The following is a 26,943-nucleotide window of genomic DNA, read 5'->3' as shown; positions in this document are numbered from 1 at the left end:
CCATGCCGGGCGCACGAAGAAAAATCCAAGACCGCTATAAACCGGTCTTGGATTTTTTTGTAATACCATTATGCCTTCACTTTTTCAATTGTAACCGGAACAGCTTGGCGCGCATTGGAACCACAAGCAAAATCAGCTAAAGGCTGTCGGCCCTTGCGGCTTGGATCAAACATACCCAATTGGTTAATCCAGGCGCCGGACGCCCGGCTTTTCGACAGTTTCATCACTTGATCTCCCACTACAACGTCGGCAGCGCCTTCCCCAAAGCGGCCGAAGCCATGTTCAACCCCGACGGCTTGAGGATGGATCCCTTGCCGCAGCCGGCAGACGCCGGTTAAGGTACCGTGCGGAGATCTAAGCTTAATTGTGTCGCCGTCTTTTAGCCCCAGCTTATTACCCGTCTCTGTATTAATATCAATATAGTTGGTATACCGAATTTCCCGTATTTGTTCGGAGGAAGCTGAGGCCGCTGATACCACGTGAGACTTATAACTAAATGCCAGGAAAGGATATTGGGCCGGGTCGGCAACGTGGGCCAGCGGCGTACCGTCCGTAAGACGGGGCTCGTAATACAGCGGAACACCGCTGTAGCGCTCGCCGGTTAAAGCGTTGCGGGTTGTACCTACCGTTTCGTTATAGATTTGAATCGCCTTGGGGTAGCGTTTTGCCAACAGCTCACCATCATATGCTTTGGACTTCGATTCATACCGGCCGCCCCTTGCCATGATGTAAGCTACCTTACGCCAGTTTTCGCCACACACGTTTTGTAATCTTTCACGCCACTCATTCAATCCGCATATCTCTAATTCTTCGTCGCTAATATCCGGTACGGGCGTACCATCCAAAGCAATGTTTTCAAACACCCGCAAATAGACATCTTCGGGACGATGCAATGGATACAGCTTCCCGTCCGTCCCCTTAATTGCCTTATCGCCGAAGCCGGGAAGTTTCAATGCCTTGCCCAGTTCGATGAGAAAACTGTCCAGACAAATCGGTTCACCATTGGCCGTTTTGGCCGTTCTTGGTTCCACAACCGGGTACCGGATAACACTGGCTTTGGTCAGCGTACCGTGCCACGGTCCTAACACACCCCAAGTTTCATACATAACGCTGTCAGGAATGATATAGTCCGCTAACTGCGAAGTTTCGTTGATAAAAGGATCAACTGATATAATCAGCGGAATGGACGCCTTGGGATCTTTCAGCTTTTCCGCTAGAAACTTGGCCCCCGATGTGCCGTAAATAAAGGAAGCATTATAGAGGAGCAGCGCTTTTAACCGGTATGGATAACCATTTATCGATGCATTAAGAAACTCTGTTTCCACCGAGTTAGTAAACGGGTACCACTGGTCTTCAGCCGGATAAGGCTTGCCTTGGGCCTTTTTGCGCTTGTATTCACTACTCTTTTCATAAGGGCTGCGGGTGCGGTCCAGGCGGATGCCGGATATTTTCGGCTTATTAGGATAAGCAAAAAGATCATACCGCGGTCCTTGCCAATCAGCGAATTTGCCGCCGCCGGTACTCATGCCCCCTTTGTATCCGACAGCGCCGACGAGAGCCGTCAGCGTCAGAATAGCGTAGGTAGTATAAAATCCGGTAGTGTGCATGGTTCCCCCATGGCAATGGATCCCAACCTTACGGCCATGACTGGTAAACTCGTCGGCCAGCCATATCAGATCTTTCAAGGGCACACCGCTAATCTCACTGTATTCGTGCAGCGTTTTTTGCATGGCCGCTTCTTCCAGCAGCTTAAACGACGACTTTACAGCAATGCTTTGCCCGTCGATGGTTACTTTCTGATCCACACTTAGTCTTGCTTTGCTTGTCTGGGTGACAAGAGCCAATTCTCCGGTCGCGTGGTCAATACAGTAGAAAATCTTGCCCGGCTCCTCGCCTTCTTTAACCGGCGGAACTTCTTTGAACAAAAACTTTCCTTCTAACGGATGGCCTTTTTCCACGACCACCAGATGGGAAGCGTTGGTAAAACTGCCCTCTTTGTACTGCTTCATCGCTTCCGCACTCGGTATCGACAAATAGGCTTCGTTATACCGCTTGTTTTCAATAATCCAGCGAATCATCCCCATGGCCAGCGCCAGATCACCCTGCGGTTTTATCGGGATCCACGTCGAACGGTCTGTAGCAATGGTATCGCTGTTGGTTAAGATAGGTGTAATGGTAACATAACGTAATTTCTTTTCAGCCCGGGCATTGGCAAGCAGTTTTCCCATTAATTTAAAAGGATTACCTGCCTGCCCAGGAGCCGTCCCCCAGTTGATAAGAAATTCGCATTCGTCAAAGTCTGGTTTTAAATGGGGGTACTTTTCAAAATCGCCCAGAAAAGCGGCGCTGCCGGCCCGCATTGAAAGGCCGCAGATAGAAGTGTGATTGGCCATATTTTTTGTACCGAAGGCCATAAGAAACCGCTGGACGACAAAATTTTGCCGCCCATCATCAACGGCGCCGATACAACCAAGCTGCTGCGATTTGGGACCATAATCCGGATTATCGGGATCAATCAAGGTAGTGGTGTCTCGTATGGCGGCCAGGCCGTCCACATGACCTTCGCCAAAGAGGTCTCCCCCTTCGACGATTTCCTTGATGGCTTGTTCAAGCGAAATGGGTTGCCATTTGTTCTCGCCCCGTTTGCCTACCCGCTTGAGAGGCGTCAAAACCCGGTAAGGATCGTGAATTTTGTCAAAGACGCTGTTGCCGCGGGCACACACCGTAGAACGGTTGGTTTTCTTATCACCGCCTCCTGCCGTCCATGCAAGACTCTCTTTGATCTCTGTATTGAATTCAAGCCACGGATGGCTGGAGAGCGGATTGTATGGATTTCCGGTTACCCGTACCACCTTGCCGGTCGCTTTGTCTATTTTAACGCGGACACCGCAATGGGTAGTGCAGCCATTGCACATGGTATTGACCAGTTTAAAGCCTGGATCGAGATTTACTTTGCCGTCTTCGCTAACGGTGTATTCAGGTTGTAAAGCATTGCCGTAAACAGGATCAGCGGCCCGCTCCCCTTGATCGCGGAAAGTGGCGGCCAAAGATAGCATATCCTTATAGCCCGAGATTGCTCCCACGGCTGCTATTCCCGCCGTGGCTTTCAAAAAGTTTCGGCGACTCGTATCCATGATAGGCTCCTTTCTCATAATAGCGTTTCATCTCATCCCCCCAAGGGAAAAGAAGCATAACAAGACATAATACGGCAACAAACAGGCTGCCGTTAGCCAATACGGACGCAATACTGTCCTGTCCGGTAACGGCTGCATGGTACTCTAACAATCCACCTGTAGATTTGGCCATTCCCTGACCCCCAATGACGGTGTTCCAGCGGAAAAGCCATACGCCGGCGGCACTGATGAAGCCTGCGGCCATGACGAAAGAAAGCTTTTGCCGTAGCGCGGTGAAACCGACCGCCATGGGCAGAAAGAGGCCAATAATATATTCGATGACCACAATGTCAAACTGATGGTAGCTGAAAAACTCATAAAGAGCATATTTTTCGCTGCCGTTAAAAGGCATGGCAAACGTTAGCCAGAAAAACCGGATTACCAAGTCGATGACAATGAACCAGGCCAATAATTTTCCTAAGTCAGCCATTAGCGCCAGATCCACTTTACCAACAGGGGAAAAGAACTTTTGCACGACCGGCAGCAGCACCAGCAGAAGTCCCGTGCCTGACACCATGGCGCTTGCCAAAAACAGTACGGGCATTAAAGGCGTATGCCAGAGCGGAAAGGCATGGACGGCGCCAAGAATATAGCCGGTATAGCCATGAACGGAAAGGGCCAGCGGTATACCGGCAGCGCCAAGCCAATAGCTTAACTTGTGATCTTTCTTTCGCTCCGTATCGTTAATGGCTGTACGGCCAAAAGTAAGAAACTTGTATATTTTTTTCATGATACTGTTCCGGGAAGTTTGCATTCGTCCTATCAGATCTTCCCGGTACATGATGCAAGCTTCAGTGAAAATTAACAGCGGATACGCCAGCAGCAGCAATACCCCCCACTTCATCGGCGAGGTAGGAAAGTTCTCCCAACCGTAAAAGAAAAAGTGAATGACTCGTCCCGGCTGCCGCAAGTCGTCAATCAGATTAAAAGGTGCGACCACCAGCAGTACAAAAGCCAGAAGCAAGGAAAACCCGGCAATGGGTTTATATTTTCTCATCCCGAATACGTGGGCAAAACTGGATATGATGAAGGCAGCCGCACTCGACCCGGTAAACCAAAAATAATTGGGAATATCAATCCCCCATGGCCGATCCGGCGTAATATTCCAAAGAGTTGTCAGAAACTCATTCACCTTTGCTTGCCTCCTTCGTATGAATTGTCGTCCATTCTCCCCGCAGGGTGCCTTCTTGTTTCCGAACCAGGTCTTCCAACGCTGCGCTGGCAACAGGTACCTCCTGAATCCTTCTGTCAAGATGAATATAGAAGACCATGGGGCCCGTACCTTGCGACGGACGCAAAACACTGGTGGGGAATTTCTGCAACAGCTGACTCACTTCACTCTTCGGATCGTTTAAATCACCGCAGATCCTGGCGCCGCCAACACAGGTTTCGACGCAAGCCGGCAGCAATCCCCGGTCCAACCGATGGGCACAAAGAGTACACTTGTCAGCCACTTTGGTAACGGGGTTGAAAAACCGCTTATCATAGGGGCAAGCGTTAATGCAGTAACCGCAACCCCAGCAAATCGTATCATCTACAACAACGATGCCGTCATCCCGTTTAAAGGTGGCTCCCGTGGGGCAAACGGAAACGCAAGCCGGTTCGCTGCAATGGTTGCACAATTGAGGCAAAAACACTTTACGCACCGCCGGGTATGTACCGGTTTCAAATTCGGCAACCCAAGTCCGATAGTAACCTGCAGGTACGCGGTTTTCTATTTTACAAGCAGCCGTGCAGGCCTGACAGGAAATACATTTTCGCAAGTCAATAACCATACCGAACCGCTTGCCGGTCTGACCGGTATACCGGGGATCCTTGCGATCCCGACCGGGAATCTTCATCGATGCGGAAGCTACGGAAGGGGCAGCGGCTACGGCCGCTGCCAAAGTCGTCGATAGTTTTTTCAGAAAGCTGCGGCGCTTCATTTTGTCTTGTTCCATAATTCCTCCTCTTTCCGTTCCTGACACTGAATCGTCCGTATGGTATATTGCATGTTTCATGCCAACTGCATCGGCCCTTCAAAACCGGGAAAAATCGCGGTAACCACAAATGGTTGCATGCGTAAACTTAAGGATCTTTGCCAATATGACAAAACGTTTATGCATAATTGGCAAGAAGCATTGCACCTATGCCAAAATGGCAGACAACAAAAAAGTCATACATACCCACGCCGCGGACTTAAGCACGCGCATGGGGATGTATGACGGTACACGCCAATAAAGTAAATAAAAACAGGATGAACCAATTACGTTAGTTCATCCTGCTGTGCCAAATTCCATTCCTCCAAATACCGGTATAAGGTTCGGAGTCCAATGCCAAGTTTTTCTGCTGCCACAGCTTTATTGCCCCCTACCATGGCCAAGGTTGCTAAGATGTGCCTCCGCCGCACCTCTTCCAGCGGCATCCCCGGCGGATAGACAAAGGCCGAATCAGCCGGCTTGTGACTACGGGAACGGTCAACTCCATCGTCACAGAAGCCAACGAAATGGTGCCAGCTAAGCATCCCGCCATCATACAGCATACACGCCCTGTCTACCATGTGGGCCAGTTCCCGCACATTGCCCGGAAAGCGGTATGCCTCCAGCCGTTCCCAGACCGACGGATCGATGGGCGGCTGGCGATGCGGATAACGGCGTTTCAGGAAGTATTGTACTAAGAGGGGTATATCGCCCCGTCTTTCCCGTAAAGGCGGTAAACGCAGCACCATGCCGCTAAGGCGGTAATAGAGATCCTCCCGGAATTGCCCGGCAGCAATGGCTTCCTCCAAATTCTTGTTTGTGGCGGCTACAACGCGAACCTTACTTTTAAATAATCGGTTATTGCCGATCCGTCGGTATTCGCCGGACTCTAAAAACCGTAGCAATTTGGCCTGCAGGCCAACCTCCAGTTCACCAATTTCATCCAAAAATAACGTGCCCTCATGGGCCGCTTCCACCAGTCCCACGCGGGAAGCGACAGCACCGGAAAAGGCACCTTTTTCATGGCCGAACAGTTCGCTTTCCAGCAAGTTACTTGGTAAAGTCCCGCAGTTAATGGCAATCCACGGCTTCCCCTTCCGGTTGCTCCAATGATGAAGTGCTTTAGCTATCAATTCCTTACCGGTGCCGCTTTCACCGGTAATCAGAACCGGTATATCCCATGAAGCCGCTTTGCGCGTCAAGTCAATCACCTTTAGCAGGGCCGGACTGTTTCCCACTATCTCCGGCTCGCCTGTCTGCCGGTCCAGGGCCCGGTTCAATCCTTCCACCCGATCGGCAAGGCGGCGTTTTTCCAAAGCTTTTGCCAACACCAGTTCCAATTCTTTTAAATCCAAGGGTTTGGTCAGATAATGGTATGCTCCTTGGCGCATGGCCTCAATGGCTGTTTCAATGGTGCCATGGCCGGTCATCATGAGTACTTCTGGCGGCGACTGCAGTTGCCGCAGCGCTTGGAGTACCTGGATGCCGTCCATGCCCGGAAGGCGAATGTCAACCAGTGCCACATCAAACGACTTTTCTCGGGCCGCTTTCAGGCCCTCCTCGCCGCTGGCCGTAGCGGTTATGCAATATCCTTTGCGATTAAGTCTACTTTCCAGCAGCGACCGAAACGAATCCTCATCTTCAATGATCAACACATGAATCACTGCTGACGTTTGGTTTTCCATGCTGATCTCCCCCGTTATTTGCGAGGGGAAGCCGTAAGGTGACCACCGTCCCTTTGCCTTCTCCCTCACTGAAAATCTCTAATCTGCCTCCCCAGCCTTTCACCAGCTCATTAACAATATATATTCCTAACCCCGTACCTTGTCCGGGCGGTTTTGTCGTAAAAAAGGATTGGCCGATACGAGACAGGTTTTCTTTGGGGATGCCCACACCGGAGTCAATGATACGCAGAAAACACTCTTGGTCCCTTACTTCGGTCTGAATTGCGACCCGGTCGCCTTCGCCGCAAGCATCCAGCGCGTTAATCAGCAAATTGAGCAATACCTGCTGCAACTGTCCCCGACTGGCTATGACTACCGGCAAAACGCCGGCGCCATTCGTTATTAGGCATTTTTGCAAGGTAACGCCCTTCTTTTGGGCACGATACAGGAGCAATTCCCGGACAGCCTCTACCGTCTCCACAACATTGACAGGTTCGCTTTCAGCTTGAGGCAAACGCGCCGTATCGAGCCACATCCGAATTATGTTTTTGCACCGTTTCGTCTGGTCGCAAATAATGGAAAGATATTTTTCGCCATCGACAAGCAGCGCCTCATTGTCTCCTTCTCTCAGCCGATCGAGCATATCCTCACTATATCCGGAAATAACAGCAAGCGGATTGTTTATTTCATGGGCCACACTGGCAGCGACCGTTCCCAGGGCGGCCATTTTGTCCGTTTGGACCAGCCGTTCCTCCAATTCTTTTTTCTGCCGCTGCTCTTTTAACATCCGGTTAAAGGCACTGACAAGACGGCCGACTTCGTCATCACCGCCGCCCGGAAGGTCATGATCCCATTCTCCCCGGGCTATTTTGTTTACGCCTTGCTCTAATTCACGAATGGGCTTGGTAATTTTGTTAGCAATAATATAACTGATACCAACCGCCGATAAGGATAAAAAAAGGCCTACAAAATAGAATCGCACCATCCAATCCCTAACCGGTTTTAACGCCTCATCCCGCTCTTTCTCTACCACTACAGCCCATCCCCAGCTGCCCACAGGAACATAGGCGCCTAACACATCAGCCCCTTGATAATTCACGTATCGTTTGGCTGTTGTTTCGCCAACCGCTGCCGGTGTTTCCTCACGGCGTAAGGTTTGCATGAACTCTTGCACCGCTAAACTTTTCCGGACATCGACGCCGCTCAATACTTGACTAAAATCTTCATGTCCGACCAGTTGACCCGTTTCATCAACAATGAAACTGTTTTCCCGTCCCTGCGTATTACCGGTTAAGGCCAAGTCGGCCACGCCTCTCAAGCGCACCTTGCCGCCCAAGTAACCGATGGTCTCCTGCCAGCCGGTGGAACGAATGGGTGTGCAAATCATCGATGTGATCCTACCGTCACTTTCTCTGTGAACATTGGTAATAAAAGAACTCTTTTTTTCCGGTTTGACTACTGCTTTTTCCGGCTGGCCCGACCCGGTCGGCCGCCACCGGGATACCCAAGCAATTGAATTGCCTTTTTGGTCCAGCAGATACACCTCTTCCAGCAGGGGATTTGTTTTTAACAGATCATAAAACAAAGCTTGACGGCTTTCGGCATCCATGGTAAACAGCCGCTCATGGGAGGTCATTGCGACAGCCTGCAGATGATTGTCTACTCCCATCAGCAGTTCATTCACCACATCGGCTTTGACACGAGCGCTCGCTGCCGCTTTTTCGGCGACTCCCGCTTCCAGTCTGGGGCCGATGGTAAAGATGACAAAGAGGCAAATTAAAATGAGCGGCATCCATGCCATAAACAGCCCGTATGCTAATACTCTGGTTCCAATCTTAGTCATTGGCAGTCCTTTCCTACCAACTGGTCGGCATAATGCAACTGAGCCGGCGTTAACGTAACACCTATTCGCCGAGCAATATCGACGTTGATCACAAGTTCAACCCGATCCGGAGTTTCCACCGGAATATCCTCTGCCGAGCGTTGCTTAAGCATTTTCGCCACAAGTCTGGCCGCCTGCCGTCCTTGATGATATACATGAGGGCCGAAGGATGCAAAATAATAGGTTGAGGCATCTTTAACCCGCAACCCAAAAACAGGAATTTTTTTGGCCAGCGACAAGCGGTATAAAACTTCTCCCCCCGACTCAATCATAAAACTTGGCATGAGCAGCAATCCGTCACAAGCACCAGGAAAGAGAGTTGTTTCCAGGGCAAGCAGGTCATAAGGAGAACGAACAGGGTATTTCACCACTTCCACCCCCAGCAGTTGGGCGGCTTCTTGGGCGAATTGCACCCCTTGCTCACTGGGAACAATGCCCGGCTCATAAACAACACCGACCTTTTTCAAACTTGGTACCAAGTGCTTGAAGTATTCAAGCCTTTTCCCCGACAATTCGGCGTCAAGGTTTTCCACCCCTGTAATGTAACGCGGTTGTTGGGGATTTTGATATAATCCCCGGGACGCCGCCGATGCTACCCCGGCAAAAACCACCCTTACAGTTCGCCCCGTTTCTTTATACCGGCGCTCTACTGCTTGCTGCACAGCGTCAACTTCCAGACCGCCCAGCGCCACAACAACGTCCGGTTCCGCCCGCACCAAATCCCAAGCCAGTTCGGCAAGCCTCAGCCGGTTTTCACCGGCAGAGATTATCTGATACACAATATGGTTACCCTCCACAAAACCAAGTTCAGCCAATCCCTGCTGCAACCCCAGCAGTTTTCCCCTCCGCGATTCACCTGACATCAGCACCGCCACCCGCCGGGGCTTTTCCTCTGTTCGCTCAGAAAACAGTACGGTTAAAGCAAAACCGGCAAGAAATACAAGCCCCAGGATGGCCATGATGATGTATATATATTTTTTCTTTTCCCCTTGCAACATGCCTTTTGTCAACTCCTGACCCGGACTACCCGCCTTGTCTGCTTACATCGTTACTTTCTCCTTCGCTAAGAGATTGCCCTTTCCTTCTGTTTTAACATATGGTGTAGGGCGCCCCATTATCAAGACACATTCTTTGGAGCGGTAATAGGCGCTGGTGCGGTTAACAGCCAAAAGCTCGGCCTGCTTTTTAGTGTGATTTCCCGGCATTCTAAATCCCTTTCTTCTACGCTGGCTGAGTTCTGAAGATTTTTTGAGCCAGTTAACTCTACAGTCAACTGACCAATTTGCCTTGCTAATTCTTCTTTTTCAGCTTCATATTTCTTGCACATCTTTTCCATTTCACTGGCGCCTCGAGTAAACAGGCTTGGCAAGTTATCAATGGCTTCCGCCTTCCAGCGGGCTAGTACCGTGGTATGAATCCCGGTTTCGGCGGCTATCTGCGAAATCGTTCTTTCTTCCTTCAATAGTTGAAGGACAATACTAGCTTTTTCTTCTAGTATGTAAGCTCTTCTCTTCTCCATGGCTCTTATTATAGCTTAATTTTTTTGCTTTTGTGTCCAACCTATGGGTCCATTATATAGAGTCTCCTTTAACGTCCTCCTTCATAGGGTTCAATCCCTTATAGGTAGATCGAGTAGAAGGGGGCGGCTAGCCCCCGCCCTCTCACTCCGCCGGACATGCGGGTCCGCATTCGGCGGTTCACCAAGCTTGACGAAGCATTTGGTAACGCTCGGTTAAACTCATCAGGCCCTGGACTTGCTAGTAGGCATTGCCCAAGGCTCTGTTCATTGGCCCGTGGGCCATTCGCCATGGCTCTTTGCGGGCGTTGGCGAATTCATGTGCTACCCATTTTGGCAGTCCCAGTACGCGTAGTTCGCGATATTTGGTTCGCACTCGCTTCCACTGCTTCCAGAGGCACATGCGTAGTCTCCCCCGCATCCATCCTTCTAAGTCCTTGAATATGCTGGGCGTGTCAGCCTGGACGAAGTATCATATCCACCCACTTCCCCATCCACAACCACACCATTAACCATGATGCCTGCCTGGAGGTAGCGACAGATAAGTTTTAGCACTCTCTTGTCCGTTACTTTCCGGGCCACTCGGGCCATGAGAATGTCATGGTTTACTCGGGCAAATAATTTCTCGAGGTCTGCCCTCTGCTGACTCCTGCCGGCTCAGCCGGACCTCTCGGCCCGGGTTGCTAGCTTTCTCTGGCTTGCTGGCAGGCCTCCCCTGGTAAGAACACTGACCTTCGCCCCGCGCCTGCCCCATTTACTCTACCGTACTTTGACAGCCTAGGATTTTGCTGTGTAGCGCCAGCTCATCCGAACGGACCAGCCTCGTATGGGGGTCTTGTTCATCAGGCCGCGGTTTTGCCTCCGGCCTCCTTCAGACCTCACCTCGCGGTAGGCGCCCTTGCTTTTTGGCTAGCAGGCTGGTGCTGCCTCGCCTGCAGTGGACTTTCACCACCAAGTCAGTGCCCATGCCGGGTGCACAAAAAAGAGCAGCCTGCCTCGCGGTAAAGCTGCTCTTTTTTATATCCAATAATTGTTACCCCAGCGGCATCCACACGCCGGCCACGACAATGCTGTAGCGCAGAGCTAACGCCCCAACCAAGAGACCTAAACCGCAGATAAGAGCGTTTTTACTGCTATGGTCTTTGCTGCACAGCTCAATATAGAGCGGAAGTGCCAGACCGGCAAACACGACAAGCCCCCAGAACGGCAGAGCAAGCGAACCTTTGAGAAGGATGTCAACACTGGCCACCGTAGCCGCGTTGCCAGTACCGGCTACAACCAGAAGAGCGGTAAGCAAGAAAGCTTTGCTGAACAACAACCAGAGGTCCAAGTGCATGACAGTGACTATCACCGTTTCTTTCACCCCGCGGAGGCCCTTATCAATGACGGCCAGAACGAGGACCAAGCCAGCGCCGGAAGACAATGCCGACAACAAGAACAGGGCTGGCAACAGCGGGTTGTTCCAAAACGGAATTGCTTTGACGACGCCAAGCAAAAGGCCCGTATAGGTAGCCGTGCCAATAGCTAGTCCAAAACCGATGCGGTCAAAGACAGGTAATGCTTCTTTTTTCGCCCAGGCACAGTAAAACTGGTAAAGGCCTAGGCAGATAAATAAGGCAAGAATGATAGTACCAATAGAAATCATGGAAGAGTAGAACCGGATAACGGCCAACACCGCCCGCGTCGGTTGCCCCAAATCAAGGACCAGGAGCAGTGAGCCGAAAGCAACGAGAGCCGGTCCCCAAAAATAGGCGGTGCGGGCCAAACTGTCATCGCGCCGCCACAGCTTACTGCCTATTCCCAACATATACACACCCGCACCCGCTCCGGCCAGGAAAAGATACCATGCTACAAGATGTCCCCAGGTAGTCTGCACAACGAACTGCACGTTTCGGCGCCTCCTTTAGTCGGGAATGTAGTAGACGGCCGGCCTGGTTCCCATGTTTTCCATCAGGCGCGTCGTGTAGCTTGAACCGAGCAGCTTGGCCACCTCACTCTGCGGGTCGTCCAGATCGCCGAATATGCGGGCCCGGCCGGGACAAGCCACCACACAGGCCGGCTGTTTTCCTTGCTCCAAGCGGTGCAAGCAAAAAGTGCACTTGGTAGCCGTGCCGGAGCGGTGTTTTTTATAGCCATGTTGTTCAAGCGGCGTCAAACCGTGTTTGGGATAATAGGGCTTGATCTCAGTAATGACACGCTGCTGATAAGGGCAGGCGACAACACAATAGCCACAGCCCATACACTTGCCCGCATCCAGCGCCACAATGCCATCCGGGCGCTTATAGGTCGCTCCAGTCGGACACACAGCCAAACAGGGAGGGTTGGCGCAGTGATTACACAAGACGGGCAGGAAGGTCATACGGGCATTGGGGTACTGCCCCGTTTCCTTTACATAGACTTTATTCCAAAATACCCCCGGCGGCGTAGCGTTTTCTGCCTTGCAGGCCATCACGCAGGCATAACAGCCTACACAGCGCCGGAGGTCGATCACCATACCATACCGTGCCATGGTTTACCTCCTAGTACAAGTTACAGCTTCTGTAGCTTTACTTTAGTATCCCGGTCAAGACAGATTTTCAGCGGGTTTATATACTCCTCTGACAATTTCAGGAGGTCGACAAAGGCCGGACCGACTGCTGTCGCCGGATTGGTGTTGGCGTAACGATGCCCGTAGGCACCGGCGATTGCCAACACATCATGATGGATGACCTGGCTGGTCCTGATTTTACCCTGCACCTTACCACCCGTAAAAGAAGTAAGTTCTACCAGGTCGCCGTCCTTCAAACCCCGCTGGCGAGCGGTGGCAGCGTTCATAACAATATGCAGCGAATAGGGATCCTGGGCAACGGTGAGATCCATCAGCCAGGGATTGCTAATATTGCAAGCAAAATGATGCTGCATGTTTTTATAGTTAATGCAGTACAGGTCGAATTCACCCGCTGCTTTATGTTCAGGATGGGGCTCCCAACTCGGCAGCGGGGCGAAATATTTTAACACAAAGTCATTGCCGGGCCGCCGGACAATCCCTTTCTCCGCCAGTTCGCGTTCCAGCCGCTGGCGGTGGGAGGCGAACTCCTCGATATAGAGGGGAAAACGGGCCTTAGGAAACCGGGAGTAGCCGTAATATTCTTTAACGCCAAAGGCTTTGACAAGGAGTAAGCCATTTTTTTTGAACCAGGCAAGGTCATACATGCCATTGGTCTTGGCCTTGCACTGCCGGTCCATGATTTCTTCCCAGGTATAGGTCTTCTCGACGTTCAAACTGTACTTGCCCAGGCGCAGACCGCTATTAAGCTGCGCCAGCACACCATTGGGTCCCTTAAGGATGCCGAGGCGTTCACTGAGTTCTAGGATGATTTGATTGCCTTCTTTGGTATTATACAGCGGTTTTTCCAATACCGGCTGCTGCAGCGCCAGACCATAAGTTCCTTTTTCCCGAAAAGCACTAGTAAAGGAGGTTCGCGGCGCTAAGGCGCTTATTCCGTACCGCTCTAGCCAGCTGCTTTCCGGCAGCACGATATCGGCATACTCAGTAGGCGCGTCGAATTCATAAGAAATAGCAAAGATAAACGAAAACTTGCGAAATACTTCGTCAAGATGCTTAGGGTCGCCTAACAGTGCCTGCGGATTACCTCCCCATATTCCCAGCACCTCGGGCGTATACTCAAACCCATAGGCCTTGGGGTCCTTCATCGTGATCCAGGCCAAACCGGACGAAGATCCAGGAATAGGCGAATGGTCTTCCAGGCTAATCTTATCCGGCACTTTTTTCAGGGGTCGATAGTAAAACTCCCGGCAGGTGTTCATGCCATCCACCGGATTAATTGTGACAAAGGGCCGTCCGGCTGCTTTGGCCGAACCGGGCACATCGGTGGCACCCACAATTTGCGCCAGAATTTTTGCGGCATGGACGACAAAATAATTGTCCACATGACACTTAGCCCCCTGTTCGGCAATGACAGCTACCGGCCGGTAGGGGTAAGTCACACCGTCTATGATAATGGTTCGGCCGATTTGAGCGTTGTCCACCCATTCACGGGCCAGCCGCCGCACGACCTCTGGTGCAATGCCGGTAATGTCCCGGCCTTTTTCTGGTGTGTAACCCTTTACATGCTCCTTTAGAACCTGGAAGCTGGGTCGGCATTTTTTGCCGTTCACTTCAAACACGCCTTCCAGGGCAACGTCCTGGACCGTCGGGTCGTCGAAAGCTTTCGCCGCGTTAGCAACGCTATCCCAGACCATCGGTTTACCTAGTTTCTGACCCCGCACCTTGTCGTCGAGTTGGTCGGCGGTACGGATATATAGTCCGTCTTCGTCGACAAGATAGCCAGCGTTGGTCCGGTTTTTCAGATATGGCGCATCCCACACCTTGAGTTCATTAATGATGACATTAATCATAGATAAGAGAAAATAGCCCGTAGTGCCAGGAATAATCGGCACCCACTCGTCCGTTTTGGCAATTGACGGACTGATGACCGGCGTAACATTAACCACTTTCAACCCCTGGGCACGAGCGTTGACGAAGGCGTCTATTTCTTCGGTATTGCCCTTGCCCCCTTGCTGGGAGTTGGCACCTAGGTTGAGGAAATACTTACAGTAAAGCATATCGGCGCGGGCCTGGTAACCACCGTTGATTAAGACGTTGATAGGGCTAGCTGAACCACCGCAGGCAACGGAAGTGGCTCCGACGATGGTGTTAGGCGTGCCGAAGGCGTGGGCAAAGGCCTCGTCGGTATCAATGTTCAAGCTGGCGGCGTGGCCTACCATGAAAACAAACTTGCGGGGATCCTCGGCGCGAACCTTCTTCAGTTTGGTCGCCACCGTTTCCAGAGCTTCCTCCCAGGAAATCTCCACCCATTTAGGATCGACGCCAAGTCCTTTTTCCGGATTAGTACGCTTCACAGGAAATTTGACGCGATAGGGATTGTATAGAGTCATGAGGGCGGCATTGGACTTGGCGCAATTGCGGCCCAAGTTGGTAGGTGACTCCGGATTGCCCTCAATCTTGACGACCACACCGTTTACGCGCCGCACAAGAATGTGGCAGCGGTTGTCGGCCGCACAGCCCTTACAATGCGTTGGAATCCAGGTTTCTTCTTTAATCTCTTCGCCAGCAACGGCAAAGACGTCTTTATCCAAATAATTCACAATCTTGCCCGATGCCAGGGCAAGGGCGCCAACGGCCGCGGATGCTCCTAGAAACTGTCGGCGGGTGAGTTTCATGTAATACCTCCCTCGGTACAATGGATGAGCTCTTCAACCCAGAAATGTTCAACAGACAAGAACCCTTCCAAAATAGTCAGGACGCCGGGATAAAAGGGCAAGTCGGCATAGAGTTTCGCCTGGGCAGTAAAGTCAGGGATCCACGCTAAATGTTCCTGCAAAAATAACTGCTGCGTCCCGATCAGTTTGGCTAGAGTTTGTCCACACCGTCCCTGCTGCCGGTACCGCTCTTCCTCACCAACGAGACGGCCCATGAAGGCAAGCTGCACTCCCAGATAATCAGGGTCAAAGCGCGGCGACTGCACCTTAAGGCCATGCGCACGGTACAGGGCGGTAAGTTGCTCCAAGTCATAAGGCCGGTAAGCGGACGCCCGGGCCGGCGGCGGTCCATAGCCAGGATGGACGCCGCGAAATAGCCGCGTCCAGTCTACGGCGAGTGCTATAGCAATGGCGTCCTTGTCACCTCCTTGGCTATCCTGACAAAATTTCACCACCTGTTCCATACCGGTAGCAAGACGCTCGTCGCCGCTCTGCTGGGCGGGCAGCACCAAAGCATCGGCGCTCAGCTGGCAGAGGTTATTGACAAAGGTCTTGTCTGGCAAAGTATTAATAACCACGGCTAAAAAGCGGTAAACCTGGTTGCGCTCTTGCGTATAGCGGATGATGTCGTCCACAGCATTCCTCCGACGAAATATGACGGTCTTACAATAAAAAAGAAAAAAGGCTGCCGCACTAAAGTCAACAACCTAAAAATACATCTCATCAGGCTAGCATTTGCAGGAGTCTTCCTCTTCGGTCGGCATTTGCGGTTTTTTTTGGTCGTCGGCCTTTTCCCCTTCGGCCACAACGATGGCCGGTTTGCCGCTGAAGTCAACCGTCATGGCGGCACTGACAACGCCACCAACGAAAGTGGCCAGCATGAAGCAAATAACACCGACTTTCAAAAACTTGTTCATGAAAAACCCCCCTCAGTATTGGCGCGGGAGGCCGCCGGCAGACCGCCGAGCGGCCTCTTTTACGCGCCTCTCTTATACATTATATGACGCTATTTACCGGCTTTTGCTGCCGCCAGCTCAGCTTGGAGCTGAGCGATCTTGGCTTCTTGCTCAGCAATCAATTTGGTAGCCATTTTGCCAACAAAGTGAGCTACCGTACGGTTGCTCGTATTAATGAGCACGTCGATATTTTTGCCTTGCGCCCGTTCGGCCAGGTTGCCAGTCTTATTGCCCTTCGCGTCCTCTACATGCCAAGCTTTGACGACTTTGCCGTCAAATTCGTCAATAACAATCTTGAAGTATCCGTTCGGCCCAACAAACACGTTGTTGGTGTTATCGAGTATGATCTCTTCGTCATTTTCGAGCATCAACTCGATATACAACGAACAGGTGCTTCAGGTGTCGGGCCGCGCAACAAAACGGCGATCAAAGAACCAGTGATCAGGATTATTGATCTTGATAAGGTCAGTGTAGCCAACCAGCGCCACCTTGCCGTTCCGGAAGGGATTTCGGAACACATCGAGCTGCACCTGCACTTCGTCGTCGTAAGAGCGCATGATCATCTTGTTCCGGTTGAGCTCGTCAGCCGGCATATACTTCATGGTCTCCGGCGTAACCGGACCAAGGACTTTGCGGGTCACGAAACCGTCTTTGTCGATAAGCTCGACCGTAGCCGTACTGGCTGTAATGTTGACCACTTTCACGGTATAATTGCCCAGAGCGGCGGTTTCACCGGGAGCCAGCACCATTTCTACCGGGTCTTTGTCGGTGATAAGCATCCAGTTGAACGCACCGGTGGCAAATTCTTTCACCTTGACGCTATTCTTAGAAACTTCATCCACAACAAGGTAACTTTGGCCGCTGGTAGCTACCGGCGTGTCATAATACTCTACTTGCCAGTTTTGGCCTTTTTCACCCGGCAGGTAGGAACCAGTCATTTTCGCCGTCCCATTCTTCAAAGCGCCAGTAGTAATGTCAATAAGCTTCGGATCGGTTGCAACGGGGAAAGGCGTACCATAATAGTTTCCTGACGGCTTTAGAATTTGTAGCGTAGCGCGTGGCGCCTCAAAGCCGTTGTCATCCAGGCTGATGCTGGAAACTTCGAGACGTTTGGTGCCATCGCCAAACGGTACAGCCTCGCCTTTCTTTATTTCCACATTCTTTAGCACGTCAATGCGGGTACCATAGTCAGTCAGCGTATAAAGTTTACCGAGAATAAGTGTTTTTTCACCCCGCATAGCATGTAGGGGTGAAGTCCGGGTGGTATAGTACAGGCCGGACTTAGGAATGATAATCTTGCCATTTTCAATACGGCTTTGACGGATGACTAATCCTTCCTGTACGGCCTTATGTTCACCAGTTAGGGTTTCGTACTTCACATTTTTAAAGCCGACGAAGTTTGAGACTACTGCCGCATTGGCGGCTGGCTTAGCCATGAGTACTCGGCCGGCTGCATCGACGCCATTGGCAAAGGCCGGAGCAACCATCAGCATAACCATGCACAGCACGATAAACAGCGCGGACAGACGTAGTCTTAGCCCTTTCTGCATTGTAACACTCCTTTCTCTCTAAAATATATTGCATTTGCGGAACACTTGTCTCCTCACTCCGGTATATCCCTCCTTCCAGTTACACCTATAATTATAACGAATACCCCTATAAAAATCGGTCAAAAATGACCAAATGGCGTAAATATTTTTAATTATATAATTTATCGAAATTTGTCGATGAAAGTAAAAACCACCCCGTCCTTCCTCATGGAAAGACGGGGTGGCATATTTACCCTGCCAATTCGCTTAGCGTAATGCGGCCACGGGACTTCGTAATGATGCCGGCCGCCGCCATAGCGTCCAGACACTGGGTCACGGCCGACCGGCTAGCACCAATCATGGCGGCCAGCTGTTCATGAGTCACCTTCACCGACAAGCCTTCGCGCTTTTCCGCGCCACCCCGGCCGGTCGCCGCCAACTGACGCAGCACCCACAAAACCTTCTGCTCCATGTCCTGGAGCATAAAAACATGAAGACAGGCCATAATATAGTCCAGTTTTGCCGCCATCGTCTTATACGCCAACAGCATCAGCCTGGAATCACTCTGGAGAACCGCCTCCAGGTCAGCTTTGCTCAGGCAGTAGACCGTCACCTCGCCGACCGCCTCAGCACAGGCGTAAGAAAGCTTCTCGTTGAACAAGGCTTGCTCGCACACCATCGTACCCGGCCCAAAGGCTGGCAAGCTAAGTTCCTTACCCTGCGGCGAAATGATGTATAAGCGCAGCAACCCAGATTTTACGATAAATATTTCGTCTAAAAGTGTACCAGGGGTGTATAAGGTAGCGCCCCGTTGGTACCGCTGTTCCCGAACGATGGCTAAAATAGATGCAAATTCTGGCCGGTCTAGGCGCCACGGCGATAACTGCATATGCGAGGGAAAGGGACAGGCAATATGTACACTCGTAGACATTAGCCGCCACCTGCGTAACCCGTTGCCCGGGAAAATTTAAATTAGACTTTCTTGTATTTACTATTATTTACTATGATACAAAAACGCATCAGCTCCCTCTAGTATTTAAGCATCGTCTATCCCCACCATCCCCATTTGAATTTATTATGCCGTCATAATAAATTCTGCTATCTCATACCGCCCACCACTGGCCTAAGCGCGTCCACGGCCGCGCGGGCCATAACCCGGTAACCGGCTTCACTGGGATGAACGCCGTCGACGTGCAGCCCCTCGCGCAAGGCCGTTCCGCCTGGCGCCAGCATGGGGAAATAAAAGTCGATAAGCGCCACCTTTTCCCGCGCGGCGTATTCCCGCAGCCACTGCCGGTACCGGTCAAGCATAACTTCATCTTCGGGGTAGTTGGACGGAATCGGCATCCCAAGCACCGGCACAATGCCGGCCTCGCGGGCGGCTTGCACCATGCCGGCCAGGTTGTCGGCTACTTCCTGGGGGCGAATGTGGAGAAAGGCGTCGTTCGTCCCGCCCATGATAATTACAAGCTGCGGCCGGTGGGGCAGAACATCCTGAGTAAACCGGGCGCGCATATCACCGGTTGTCTCTCCGCATACCCCTTTATTAAGAATAATGATGTCCAGTTCCCGCGCGGCCAGGGCCGTCCAGGAATACTGCGGCCGATAAGGATAGCCGTAAGTTATCGAGTCGCCAATTGCCACGGCCGTTACCTTCATCTTTATCCCTCCACCTGCCGGCGGAACTTCAGATTAAACCAGGGCCGACCTTTTTCCGGCACTTGCTCCCAGCCATCATCGATCAGTTCTTTGACTACTGCTTCAAGCGCCGCCGCATGCTCTTTCTTTTTCTCATTGGGGCCGTATACATTGAACGCCCCTAAGGCAAATGCCTTGGATTTGGCGGCGATATACTCGCCGCGCGGACCCGCCGCCTTTGCCACGAAACGGACCGTTTCTTTGGGAAAAATCCCCTTTACCTCCCGTACCGTCTCGTAAGTTATCGTACACGTCTCCCACTGCTCCGTCATAATGTCCTCCTGTATTTTCCATCTATTCAATAGTATAGCAACTTGCCAGCGGCAGGAACATACAAAATTAAAATCCTCTGAACGCTTCAGAGGATTAATCCTATCACCCTATTCCGCTCTTTGCTCGGTAGTCTCCCCCGGCAGCGGCAGTCGCTCGAGCCGGTCGGCAATACGCTGCAGCGACCGGGCGATTGTCGACAACAAATAGAAAAAATATACAACAACAACCAAATAGACTAACAAAAATATCATACCAAACATGCCAAAGCCATAGCCCCACATCATGACAATTCCCTCCTTCGCTTTTACCTATCGTTCCCGAACTCGTTTTCTCCTATTCCGAAAACCTAGCAATTGTATCTAACTGGGAAAAAATTCACTTTGTTGCCCCATTGGAGTATATGGTTTATCATATTACATAAGTTTTGGTTTTGTACAGCATTAAACGGAGGTTTACGCACCATGCGCATTGATAAAATAACCGAAATCGACGAAGGCTTCAGTATGCGCGAAGCTATCGCCGAAGCGAAGCGCTGCCTGAACTGTCCTAAGCCGCTGTGCCGCACCGGCTGTCCCATCGAAAATGAAATCCCGGCCTTTATTCAGGCGCTAGCCAAAGGCAACATCGGCGAAGCCAGTGCGATTATCGCCCGCCGCAGCAACCTGCCGGCCGTATGCGGCCGGGTATGCCCCCACGAAAAGCAGTGCGAAGCTGCCTGCGTCCTAAATAAAAAGGGCTGCGGCATCCGCATCGGCAAACTGGAGCGCTTCATCGCCGACTTTGCCGCCGAAATGGATATCGATACTGTGGAAAAAATCAGCGAGCACAAAGGCCGGGTGGCCGTCATCGGTTCCGGGCCCGCCGGCCTGACCGTCGCCGGTGACCTGGCCAAAATGGGCTTTGCCGTTACCGTCTTTGAAGCTCAGCCGGAGCCGGGCGGTGTGCTCATGTACGGTATTCCTGACTTTCGGCTGAACAAAGAGGTAGTCCGCCGCGAAATCAAGAAGATTGAACGGCTGGGCGTCACCTTCAATACCAACGTCCTGGTCGGGCCGGATATTACCATCGATGAACTGTTTGCCGACGGCTATGACGCCATCTTTATCGGCACCGGCACCGCCCTGCCGAAAACGCTGGACCTCCCTGGCAAAGAGCTGCCTGGTGTGGTGCAGGCCACATACTTCCTTAGCATGGTATCGCTGGCTAACGCCGGCAAAGTCGACATCAAAGAAGTCCCTATCCATCTCGGCGACCGGGTGCTGGTCATCGGCGCCGGCAATGTCGCCATGGACGCAGCCCGTACCGCCCTACGAATAGGTGCCCGCCAAGTCACCGTCGTCTACCGCCGCACCGAAGCGGACATTACTGCGTTAAAGTCGGAGTACGAGGCCGCCCGTGCGGAAGGCGTCCAGTTCGAGTGGCTGGCCAGCCCGGTCCGCTTTGTCGGTGAGACCCGTGTTACCGGGCTGGAGTGTGAAATAATGGAAAATGCAGACGGCGGACTGCGCGGCACCGGCGAAACTAAACTACTCCCCGCCGACAAAATCATTCTCGCGGTCGGTCAGCGCCCTGCCGCCCGCATTGTCTCGACCACCACGGGTATCCAAGTGAACCCGCAGGGCTATGTCATCACCCGTGAACGCCCCTACGGCATGACCACCCGCCGCGGCGTTTTCGCCGGCGGTGACGTGGTGCATGAGCCAGCCACCGTGGTGCTGGCCATGAAAGAAGCCAAAAAAGTGGCGGCCGGCATTGCTATGTATGTCGAAGCGAAAAAACTAATGGAAGAATGTTAAATTGGCTGAGCTGCAGGAGGACGCCATGAGCGATCTAACCATGCGCCTTAACGACGTACGCGCCGCTTTCACTCTGTCGGCCGGCCAACTTGCCCGCCTGTCTCGCCAGTTCGCCGACGCTATGGACGCCGGCCTGACCGGCCGAGAGAGCTGCCTCAAAATGCTGCCTTCTTTCCTAAGCCGGCCCACCGGCCTGGAGCAAGGGCGATTCATCGCCCTTGATTTCGGCGGCACCAACATCCGCACCCTGCTCGTGGATCTTCACGGCGACGGACGTCTGTCGGTGCGGCAGACGCTAGCCGCCTCGCTCAAAGATCCGACCGCCGGCTATGATTATACGGCGCCGACAGTCCACGCCGATGAACTTTTTGCCTTTTTGGCCGCCCAGGTGGCCACCGTGACCGCAGCAGGCAGCGCAGACGGCCTGGGCTTCACTTTTTCCTACCCCTGCCGCCAGACCGGAGCCAACCGCGCCATCCTCCTCCACTGGACAAAAGAAATCGCCACCGCCGGTGTGGAAGGAAAGGACGTAGGCGAACTCTTGGGCGCGGCCTTAGCCCGGCGCGGTCTTGGCCACCTGGCGCCGGCCGCCATCATCAATGACACGGTAGGAACGCTGCTTGCCGCCGCCTATCAGGACCCCTGGACCGACATCGGTTCAATCTGCGGTACCGGCCACAACACTTGCTATCTGGAGCTGTCACCACCCGCGGCCCCTGCTCCCATGATCATCAACATGGAATCCGGCAATTTTGACGCCATGCCGCTTACCCCTTTTGACGCCGCCCTCGATGCGGCCAGCGACAAGCCGGGCCAGCAGCGCCTGGAAAAAATGGCGGCCGGGCGGTACTTAGGCGAGCTGGTGCGGCTGGCCGCGGCATCTCTCGCCGCGGCCAGCTCCTGCTTTGCCGCGCCAATCTGGCAGCGCGCCGACGCCTTAAGCGGGCCGGATGTCGCGCTGCTGGTAGCCGACACCTCCCGCACCCTGACGCGAATCGAGCACTGGTTATCCGGCCGCTTCGGCCTGGCCTCCACGCTGGCCGAACGCGCCGCCCTCAAAGAAATAGCCGCCTTGGTCACCGCCCGGTCCGCCCGGCTGGTGGCGGCCACTTACGCCGGCGTCCTGCTCCGCCTTCAAAGCGCCGGCCACACGCGGCATACCATTGCCGTCGACGGTTCGCTTTATGAAAAAATGCCGGGCTACGCCGCCATACTGCAGGCCGCCCTGGCTGAACTAGTCCCTGATGCCGCTGGATACATCCGGGTACGGCTGACGAAAAACGGTTCAGGAATTGGCGCGGCGGTAGCGGCAGCGATGATGAGAAAAAGCGGTTAGGGTACATCAAAATAGCCGGCCAGCGCCTGCCGGTCACGGGTCACGCCCAGGGCTAACATTAGCTTTATCCGCGCTTTCTGCCCGCTGATTTCGCCGGCCAGGATGACGCCCATCGCTTTTAACGGTTTTACTCCTCCCTCGTAGCCGTACACATCCAGGACCCGTCCGCCGGCGGTGCGGGTAGTCAGTACCACCGGGATGCCCTTGTCTAGTGCGGCTTTAATTCCCGGTACTACCGCTGGCGGCACGTTGCCGCGACCGAAGCCTTCGACGACGATGCCGCTGGCCCCTTTGTCGACAAGGCAGCGGAAGAAAAGATCGTCCGCGCCGGCTACCAATTTAATGAGATAGACATCATCGACCGGCGCGGCCGGCTTAATCTTTTGCCGCTTAAGCGAATGGCGGCGAAAAGTAACCTTGTCTTCATCCACATAGCCCAGCGGCCCCCAGAACGGCGACGCGAATGTTTTGGGGTTGGCCGCATGGGTCTTGGTCACTTCCCTGGCCGCATGGATTTCTTCGTTGGCAACCACTAATACGCCTTGGCCAACCGCCTCGGGGCAAAACGCCGTTTTTACCGCGCAGAGAATATTCTTCGGGCCGTCCGGGCTGATTTCGGCCGCATGGCGCATGGCCGCCGTCATACACACCGGCTTGTCGCTCTGGACTGTCAGGTCAAGGAAATAGGCCGTTTCTTCCAAGGTATCGGTCCCATGCGTTACCACCACCCCGGCTACGTCGTCCCGGGCCAAGAGATCGTCAATAACTTTAGCCAACCGCCACATGATCCGCGGCGTAATATGCGGACTGGGCAGATTGGCGAACTCCACTACTTCCACCGGCCCTACCTGCGCAAGCGGCGGCACCGCTTCAACCAGTTCGGCGCCCGTCACCGCCGGGAAAACGCCGCCCCTCACCGGGTCATACCGCATGGCGATCGTGCCGCCGGTAGTCACAATCACTACTTTTTTCGTCATGAAGCTTATCCCCCTTGTCCGTAGTGTATAAACGAAACCTAAAACCGCAGAGAACGCGGAAAACAATTTGTTAAAATTAATCTAAACCCCCAAGTGCGATGTATATCGCGCACTCCGTGCACTACTCCGAAAACTCACTTCAAAAATTTATGTCAACTACTTCGAATAGAGACAAAGAGATCCCAAGGCCTACTCTATAGGTTTTTTATAGTAGGCATTTGTAAAGAAGGATTTACTTTTAAACTGATCTTAAGCAACTATATTTTCAAGGTTTATTTCAATTCCTGCGTTTTGTAAAAGTTGAAGTGCTCTTTTTATTGCAGCATCTTTACTTCGCTGTTCAAAGTAGTTGGCACCTAATTCAATGTACGGCTGTTTTTTCTTGAGAATATGATAGGCAATTATTAAAATGCTATGTCCTACAGCTACTGCAGCACGGTTAGAACCACGACGGGAACAGATTCTACGGTATTGAGACGCAAGATAAGTATCTTTTTGGCGGGCGGCAGAGCGAGCTGATTGTACAAGTGTTGTTCGCAGATGTTGGTTTCCTTTACGGGTTTTTCCTGATTTTCGCTTATCAGCGCTTTCGTTATGCCCTGGAGCCATTCCTGACCAAGATGAAAGATGCTCCGCGGATGGGAAGCGACTCATATCTACTCCAATCTCAGCAATGATTTCTTCTGCATTGCGCCGATTAACACCGGGTATGGTGTCTAATAGCTCCAAGGCTTCTTCAAAAGGGCGCATACGGTCTGCTATTTCTTTATCCAATTCTTTAATACTTTCATCTAGCGTTTCAATATGTTTTAGTTGCATGGATAGCATCATTTTTTGATGGTAACCAAGAGAGCCCTTTAACGCCTTTTCTAAATCGGCAAGTTTATTACGCAAAGCTCCTTTTGCCATTTGCGCTAACTGCTTGGTATCATCGGTTCCTTTTATCATAGCTTCTATCATAGAGCGGGCGGAAACACCAGTAATGTCGGTTACTACAGAAGCCAACTTAATATTTGCCCCTTCTAAAACTTTTTGTAGCCGATTTACTTCTCTCGAGCGTTCTTCTATGAGGCTCCGACGATATCTTACTAATTCCCGTAATTCCCTCTGCTCACGACTTGGAATATAACTGCCCTGCAGTAACCCATGCCGTAGTAACTCAGCTATCCACTCTGCATCTTTAACATCTGTCTTGCGTCCCGGAACTGCTTTTATGTGTTGTGCATTGACTACCAAAATCTCAATTCCCGTATGTTCTAAAAGATTGTAAATTGGTTTCCAGTAAACTCCCGTGCTTTCCATAGCTACATGACTACAGCCGTGACTTTGAAGCCAGCTTACTAATTCATGCAAGTCGTCCGTCATAGTGCCAAATGTTCGAATTTCTTTGTTGTCAGGTGTGATAACGCAGGCAACGATAATCTTCTTGTGAACATCCATACCACAACAGCGTTCATGGACAATGCGGATTACTTGTTTCATGAGAAGATCCCCTCTGCGGCCTTATTTTGCGACTGGTGCAGTAACCCTTGTACGAGTAATCTACTCCGCGTGCTTCCTAAATGTAGGAGCAACAATTTGTGGTGCACCAGGTAACTGGGGTTCAGTCTACCCTTCAGGCTCGAAGCACTAGCAAGCTATCGACCTCTCTTCGCCAGCCGCAAAAAAATTATTCTACATATGCACCTGGTTTTCATTCTTTGTTGGTGTCGTGCTAACGACATGGGGGGTCTACCCTACTCCGAAAACTCACTTCAAAAATTTATGTCAACTACTTCGAATAGAGACAAAGAGATCCCAAGGCCTACTCTATAGGTTTTTTATAGTAGGCATTTGTAAAGAAGGATTTACTTTTAAACTGATCTTAAGCAACTATATTTTCAAGGTTTATTTCAATTCCTGCGTTTTGTAAAAGTTGAAGTGCTCTTTTTATTGCAGCATCTTTACTTCGCTGTTCAAAGTAGTTGGCACCTAATTCAATGTACGGCTGTTTTTTCTTGAGAATATGATAGGCAATTATTAAAATGCTATGTCCTACAGCTACTGCAGCACGGTTAGAACCACGACGGGAACAGATTCTACGGTATTGAGACGCAAGATAAGTATCTTTTTGGCGGGCGGCAGAGCGAGCTGATTGTACAAGTGTTGTTCGCAGATGTTGGTTTCCTTTACGGGTTTTTCCTGATTTTCGCTTATCAGCGCTTTCGTTATGCCCTGGAGCCATTCCTGACCAAGATGAAAGATGCTCCGCGGATGGGAAGCGACTCATATCTACTCCAATCTCAGCAATGATTTCTTCTGCATTGCGCCGATTAACACCGGGTATGGTGTCTAATAGCTCCAAGGCTTCTTCAAAAGGGCGCATACGGTCTGCTATTTCTTTATCCAATTCTTTAATACTTTCATCTAGCGTTTCAATATGTTTTAGTTGCATGGATAGCATCATTTTTTGATGGTAACCAAGAGAGCCCTTTAACGCCTTTTCTAAATCGGCAAGTTTATTACGCAAAGCTCCTTTTGCCATTTGCGCTAACTGCTTGGTATCATCGGTTCCTTTTATCATAGCTTCTATCATAGAGCGGGCGGAAACACCAGTAATGTCGGTATACAGAAGCCACTAATATTTGCCCCTTCTAAAACTTTTGTAGCCGATTTACTTCTCTCGAGCGTCTTTATGAGGCTCCGACGATATCTTACTATTCCCGTAATTCCCTCTGCTCACGACTGAATATATCCCTCAGTAACCCATCCTATAACTCACTATCCACTCTGCATCTTACATCTTCTTGCGTCCCGGACTGCTTTTATGTTTGCATTACTACCAATCTCATTCCCGTATTCTAAAGATTATTGTTTCCATACTCCGCGTGCTTTCCATAGCTACATGACTACACCTACTTAACGCTACTATCTGGCCCTATTC

23 protein-coding genes and 1 pseudogene are annotated in these 26,943 nt (G+C 51.8%); 2 read left to right on the top strand and 22 right to left on the bottom strand.

Features of this window, described 5'->3' with window-relative positions; genetic code table 11:
• Positions 1-68: 68 nt before the first annotated feature.
• From TCARDRAFT_RS03040 to TCARDRAFT_RS15425, 19 genes and pseudogenes are all read right to left on the bottom strand, one after another.
• A complete protein-coding gene (locus TCARDRAFT_RS03040) occupies positions 69-3,134 on the bottom strand; it encodes a molybdopterin-dependent oxidoreductase (RefSeq protein ID WP_007288540.1) in 3,066 nt (1,021 codons plus the stop codon).
• Positions 3,061-4,305: an NrfD/PsrC family molybdoenzyme membrane anchor subunit gene (gene nrfD / locus TCARDRAFT_RS03035; protein WP_007288539.1), complete on the bottom strand. Its 1,245-nt coding sequence runs from the start codon at positions 4,303-4,305 to the stop codon at positions 3,061-3,063. Before nrfD (TCARDRAFT_RS03035) ends, TCARDRAFT_RS03040 begins: the two co-directional genes overlap by 74 nt.
• A complete protein-coding gene (dsrO, locus tag TCARDRAFT_RS03030; RefSeq protein ID WP_007288538.1) occupies positions 4,298-5,113 on the bottom strand; it encodes a sulfate reduction electron transfer complex DsrMKJOP subunit DsrO in 816 nt (271 codons plus the stop codon). Before dsrO (TCARDRAFT_RS03030) ends, nrfD (TCARDRAFT_RS03035) begins: the two co-directional genes overlap by 8 nt.
• A 305-nt stretch (positions 5,114-5,418) precedes the next feature.
• Positions 5,419-6,816 (bottom strand): sigma-54-dependent transcriptional regulator, encoded by a 1,398-nt coding sequence (locus TCARDRAFT_RS03025; protein WP_007288537.1) that lies wholly within the window; start codon positions 6,814-6,816, stop codon positions 5,419-5,421.
• Positions 6,773-8,638, bottom strand: coding sequence for a sensor histidine kinase (locus TCARDRAFT_RS03020; RefSeq protein WP_007288536.1), 1,866 nt, complete (start codon positions 8,636-8,638; stop codon positions 6,773-6,775). Before TCARDRAFT_RS03020 ends, TCARDRAFT_RS03025 begins: the two co-directional genes overlap by 44 nt.
• Positions 8,635-9,675, bottom strand: a complete 1,041-nt coding sequence (locus TCARDRAFT_RS03015; RefSeq protein ID WP_007288535.1) for an ABC transporter substrate-binding protein — start codon at positions 9,673-9,675, stop codon at positions 8,635-8,637. The genes TCARDRAFT_RS03020 and TCARDRAFT_RS03015 overlap by 4 nt, the downstream gene beginning before the upstream one ends.
• A gap of 119 nt (positions 9,676-9,794) precedes the next feature.
• Complete coding sequence (locus TCARDRAFT_RS15430; protein ID WP_007288725.1) at positions 9,795-10,196, bottom strand: transposase; 402 nt, start codon at positions 10,194-10,196, stop codon at positions 9,795-9,797.
• A 238-nt stretch (positions 10,197-10,434) separates the two neighbouring features.
• Positions 10,435-10,653 (bottom strand): annotated as a pseudogene (locus tag TCARDRAFT_RS16335) (group II intron maturase-specific domain-containing protein); the annotation flags it as partial.
• Between the two features lie 573 nt (positions 10,654-11,226).
• The gene (gene nrfD / locus TCARDRAFT_RS03005) at positions 11,227-12,081 is read right to left on the bottom strand and encodes an NrfD/PsrC family molybdoenzyme membrane anchor subunit (protein ID WP_007288534.1); all 855 of its coding nucleotides are present in this window, start codon (positions 12,079-12,081) and stop codon (positions 11,227-11,229) included.
• A gap of 15 nt (positions 12,082-12,096) precedes the next feature.
• Positions 12,097-12,702 carry a sulfate reduction electron transfer complex DsrMKJOP subunit DsrO gene (dsrO, locus tag TCARDRAFT_RS03000; protein WP_007288533.1) on the bottom strand — a complete coding sequence of 202 codons (606 nt, stop codon included), beginning with the start codon at positions 12,700-12,702 and terminating at the stop codon, positions 12,097-12,099.
• Between the two features lie 20 nt (positions 12,703-12,722).
• On the bottom strand, positions 12,723-15,416 hold the full coding sequence (locus TCARDRAFT_RS02995; protein WP_007288532.1) for a molybdopterin-dependent oxidoreductase: 2,694 nt from the start codon (positions 15,414-15,416) through the stop codon (positions 12,723-12,725).
• Complete coding sequence (locus tag TCARDRAFT_RS02990; RefSeq protein WP_007288531.1) at positions 15,413-16,090, bottom strand: TorD/DmsD family molecular chaperone; 678 nt, start codon at positions 16,088-16,090, stop codon at positions 15,413-15,415. The genes TCARDRAFT_RS02995 and TCARDRAFT_RS02990 overlap by 4 nt, the downstream gene beginning before the upstream one ends.
• A gap of 93 nt (positions 16,091-16,183) precedes the next feature.
• Positions 16,184-16,372, bottom strand: coding sequence for a hypothetical protein (locus TCARDRAFT_RS02985; RefSeq protein WP_007288530.1), 189 nt, complete (start codon positions 16,370-16,372; stop codon positions 16,184-16,186).
• An 89-nt stretch (positions 16,373-16,461) separates the two neighbouring features.
• Complete coding sequence (locus tag TCARDRAFT_RS15685) at positions 16,462-16,794, bottom strand: hypothetical protein (RefSeq protein WP_071934002.1); 333 nt, start codon at positions 16,792-16,794, stop codon at positions 16,462-16,464.
• Positions 16,795-16,806: 12 nt separating this feature from the next.
• Positions 16,807-17,961, bottom strand: a complete 1,155-nt coding sequence (locus TCARDRAFT_RS02975; RefSeq protein WP_007288528.1) for a hypothetical protein — start codon at positions 17,959-17,961, stop codon at positions 16,807-16,809.
• 229 nt (positions 17,962-18,190) lie between these two features.
• Positions 18,191-18,871: a Crp/Fnr family transcriptional regulator gene (locus tag TCARDRAFT_RS02970; protein ID WP_007288527.1), complete on the bottom strand. Its 681-nt coding sequence runs from the start codon at positions 18,869-18,871 to the stop codon at positions 18,191-18,193.
• Between the two features lie 167 nt (positions 18,872-19,038).
• A complete protein-coding gene (locus tag TCARDRAFT_RS02965) occupies positions 19,039-19,599 on the bottom strand; it encodes a GDSL-type esterase/lipase family protein (protein WP_007288526.1) in 561 nt (186 codons plus the stop codon).
• Between the two features lie 2 nt (positions 19,600-19,601).
• Complete coding sequence (locus tag TCARDRAFT_RS02960) at positions 19,602-19,910, bottom strand: hypothetical protein (RefSeq protein WP_007288525.1); 309 nt, start codon at positions 19,908-19,910, stop codon at positions 19,602-19,604.
• A 108-nt stretch (positions 19,911-20,018) separates the two neighbouring features.
• Positions 20,019-20,195: a hypothetical protein gene (locus tag TCARDRAFT_RS15425; RefSeq protein ID WP_156784630.1), complete on the bottom strand. Its 177-nt coding sequence runs from the start codon at positions 20,193-20,195 to the stop codon at positions 20,019-20,021.
• 177 nt (positions 20,196-20,372) lie between these two features.
• Here TCARDRAFT_RS15425 and TCARDRAFT_RS02955 point away from each other — a divergent pair, with 177 nt between their 5' ends.
• Together TCARDRAFT_RS02955 and TCARDRAFT_RS02950 are read left to right on the top strand one after the other, a co-directional pair.
• On the top strand, positions 20,373-21,707 hold the full coding sequence (locus tag TCARDRAFT_RS02955) for an NAD(P)-dependent oxidoreductase (RefSeq protein WP_007288524.1): 1,335 nt from the start codon (positions 20,373-20,375) through the stop codon (positions 21,705-21,707).
• 25 nt (positions 21,708-21,732) lie between these two features.
• A complete protein-coding gene (locus tag TCARDRAFT_RS02950) occupies positions 21,733-23,043 on the top strand; it encodes a hexokinase family protein (RefSeq protein WP_007288522.1) in 1,311 nt (436 codons plus the stop codon).
• Here TCARDRAFT_RS02950 and TCARDRAFT_RS02945 read toward each other — a convergent pair.
• The 3 genes from TCARDRAFT_RS02945 to TCARDRAFT_RS02935 form a co-directional block, all read right to left on the bottom strand.
• Positions 23,040-24,020 (bottom strand): asparaginase, encoded by a 981-nt coding sequence (locus TCARDRAFT_RS02945; RefSeq protein WP_007288523.1) that lies wholly within the window; start codon positions 24,018-24,020, stop codon positions 23,040-23,042. The genes TCARDRAFT_RS02950 and TCARDRAFT_RS02945 overlap by 4 nt on opposite strands.
• Before the next feature lie 249 nt (positions 24,021-24,269).
• Positions 24,270-25,502 carry an IS110 family RNA-guided transposase gene (locus tag TCARDRAFT_RS02940; protein WP_007288521.1) on the bottom strand — a complete coding sequence of 411 codons (1,233 nt, stop codon included), beginning with the start codon at positions 25,500-25,502 and terminating at the stop codon, positions 24,270-24,272.
• Between the two features lie 382 nt (positions 25,503-25,884).
• Positions 25,885-26,595: an IS110 family transposase gene (locus TCARDRAFT_RS02935; RefSeq protein WP_007288520.1), complete on the bottom strand. Its 711-nt coding sequence runs from the start codon at positions 26,593-26,595 to the stop codon at positions 25,885-25,887.
• Positions 26,596-26,943: the final 348 nt, after the last annotated feature.

This window comes from Thermosinus carboxydivorans Nor1, assembly GCF_000169155.1.
Lineage (GTDB): Bacteria > Bacillota > Negativicutes > Sporomusales > Thermosinaceae > Thermosinus > Thermosinus carboxydivorans.
The sequence above is the reverse complement of the archived record's forward strand: the minus strand, read 5'-3'. Positions and strand labels throughout refer to the sequence as shown.

What these genes read in the sequence shown, in the direction of transcription:
- TCARDRAFT_RS03040 (WP_007288540.1), bottom strand. Translation starts at nt 3,134, where the DNA reads ATGGATACGAGTCGCCGAAACTTTTTGAAAGCCACGGCGGGAATAGCA.
- dsrO (WP_007288538.1), bottom strand. Translation starts at nt 5,113, where the DNA reads ATGGAACAAGACAAAATGAAGCGCCGCAGCTTTCTGAAAAAACTATCG.
- TCARDRAFT_RS03025 (WP_007288537.1), bottom strand. Translation starts at nt 6,816, where the DNA reads ATGGAAAACCAAACGTCAGCAGTGATTCATGTGTTGATCATTGAAGAT.
- TCARDRAFT_RS03020 (WP_007288536.1), bottom strand. Translation starts at nt 8,638, where the DNA reads ATGACTAAGATTGGAACCAGAGTATTAGCATACGGGCTGTTTATGGCA.
- TCARDRAFT_RS03015 (WP_007288535.1), bottom strand. Translation starts at nt 9,675, where the DNA reads ATGTTGCAAGGGGAAAAGAAAAAATATATATACATCATCATGGCCATC.
- TCARDRAFT_RS15430 (WP_007288725.1), bottom strand. Translation starts at nt 10,196, where the DNA reads ATGGAGAAGAGAAGAGCTTACATACTAGAAGAAAAAGCTAGTATTGTC.
- dsrO (WP_007288533.1), bottom strand. Translation starts at nt 12,702, where the DNA reads ATGGCACGGTATGGTATGGTGATCGACCTCCGGCGCTGTGTAGGCTGT.
- TCARDRAFT_RS02995 (WP_007288532.1), bottom strand. Translation starts at nt 15,416, where the DNA reads ATGAAACTCACCCGCCGACAGTTTCTAGGAGCATCCGCGGCCGTTGGC.
- TCARDRAFT_RS02985 (WP_007288530.1), bottom strand. Translation starts at nt 16,372, where the DNA reads ATGAACAAGTTTTTGAAAGTCGGTGTTATTTGCTTCATGCTGGCCACT.
- TCARDRAFT_RS02975 (WP_007288528.1), bottom strand. Translation starts at nt 17,961, where the DNA reads ATGCAGAAAGGGCTAAGACTACGTCTGTCCGCGCTGTTTATCGTGCTG.
- TCARDRAFT_RS02970 (WP_007288527.1), bottom strand. Translation starts at nt 18,871, where the DNA reads ATGTCTACGAGTGTACATATTGCCTGTCCCTTTCCCTCGCATATGCAG.
- TCARDRAFT_RS02965 (WP_007288526.1), bottom strand. Translation starts at nt 19,599, where the DNA reads ATGAAGGTAACGGCCGTGGCAATTGGCGACTCGATAACTTACGGCTAT.
- TCARDRAFT_RS02960 (WP_007288525.1), bottom strand. Translation starts at nt 19,910, where the DNA reads ATGACGGAGCAGTGGGAGACGTGTACGATAACTTACGAGACGGTACGG.
- TCARDRAFT_RS15425 (WP_156784630.1), bottom strand. Translation starts at nt 20,195, where the DNA reads ATGATGTGGGGCTATGGCTTTGGCATGTTTGGTATGATATTTTTGTTA.
- TCARDRAFT_RS02955 (WP_007288524.1), top strand. Translation starts at nt 20,373, where the DNA reads ATGCGCATTGATAAAATAACCGAAATCGACGAAGGCTTCAGTATGCGC.
- TCARDRAFT_RS02950 (WP_007288522.1), top strand. Translation starts at nt 21,733, where the DNA reads ATGAGCGATCTAACCATGCGCCTTAACGACGTACGCGCCGCTTTCACT.
- TCARDRAFT_RS02945 (WP_007288523.1), bottom strand. Translation starts at nt 24,020, where the DNA reads ATGACGAAAAAAGTAGTGATTGTGACTACCGGCGGCACGATCGCCATG.
- TCARDRAFT_RS02940 (WP_007288521.1), bottom strand. Translation starts at nt 25,502, where the DNA reads ATGAAACAAGTAATCCGCATTGTCCATGAACGCTGTTGTGGTATGGAT.
- TCARDRAFT_RS02935 (WP_007288520.1), bottom strand. Translation starts at nt 26,595, where the DNA reads ATGATAGAAGCTATGATAAAAGGAACCGATGATACCAAGCAGTTAGCG.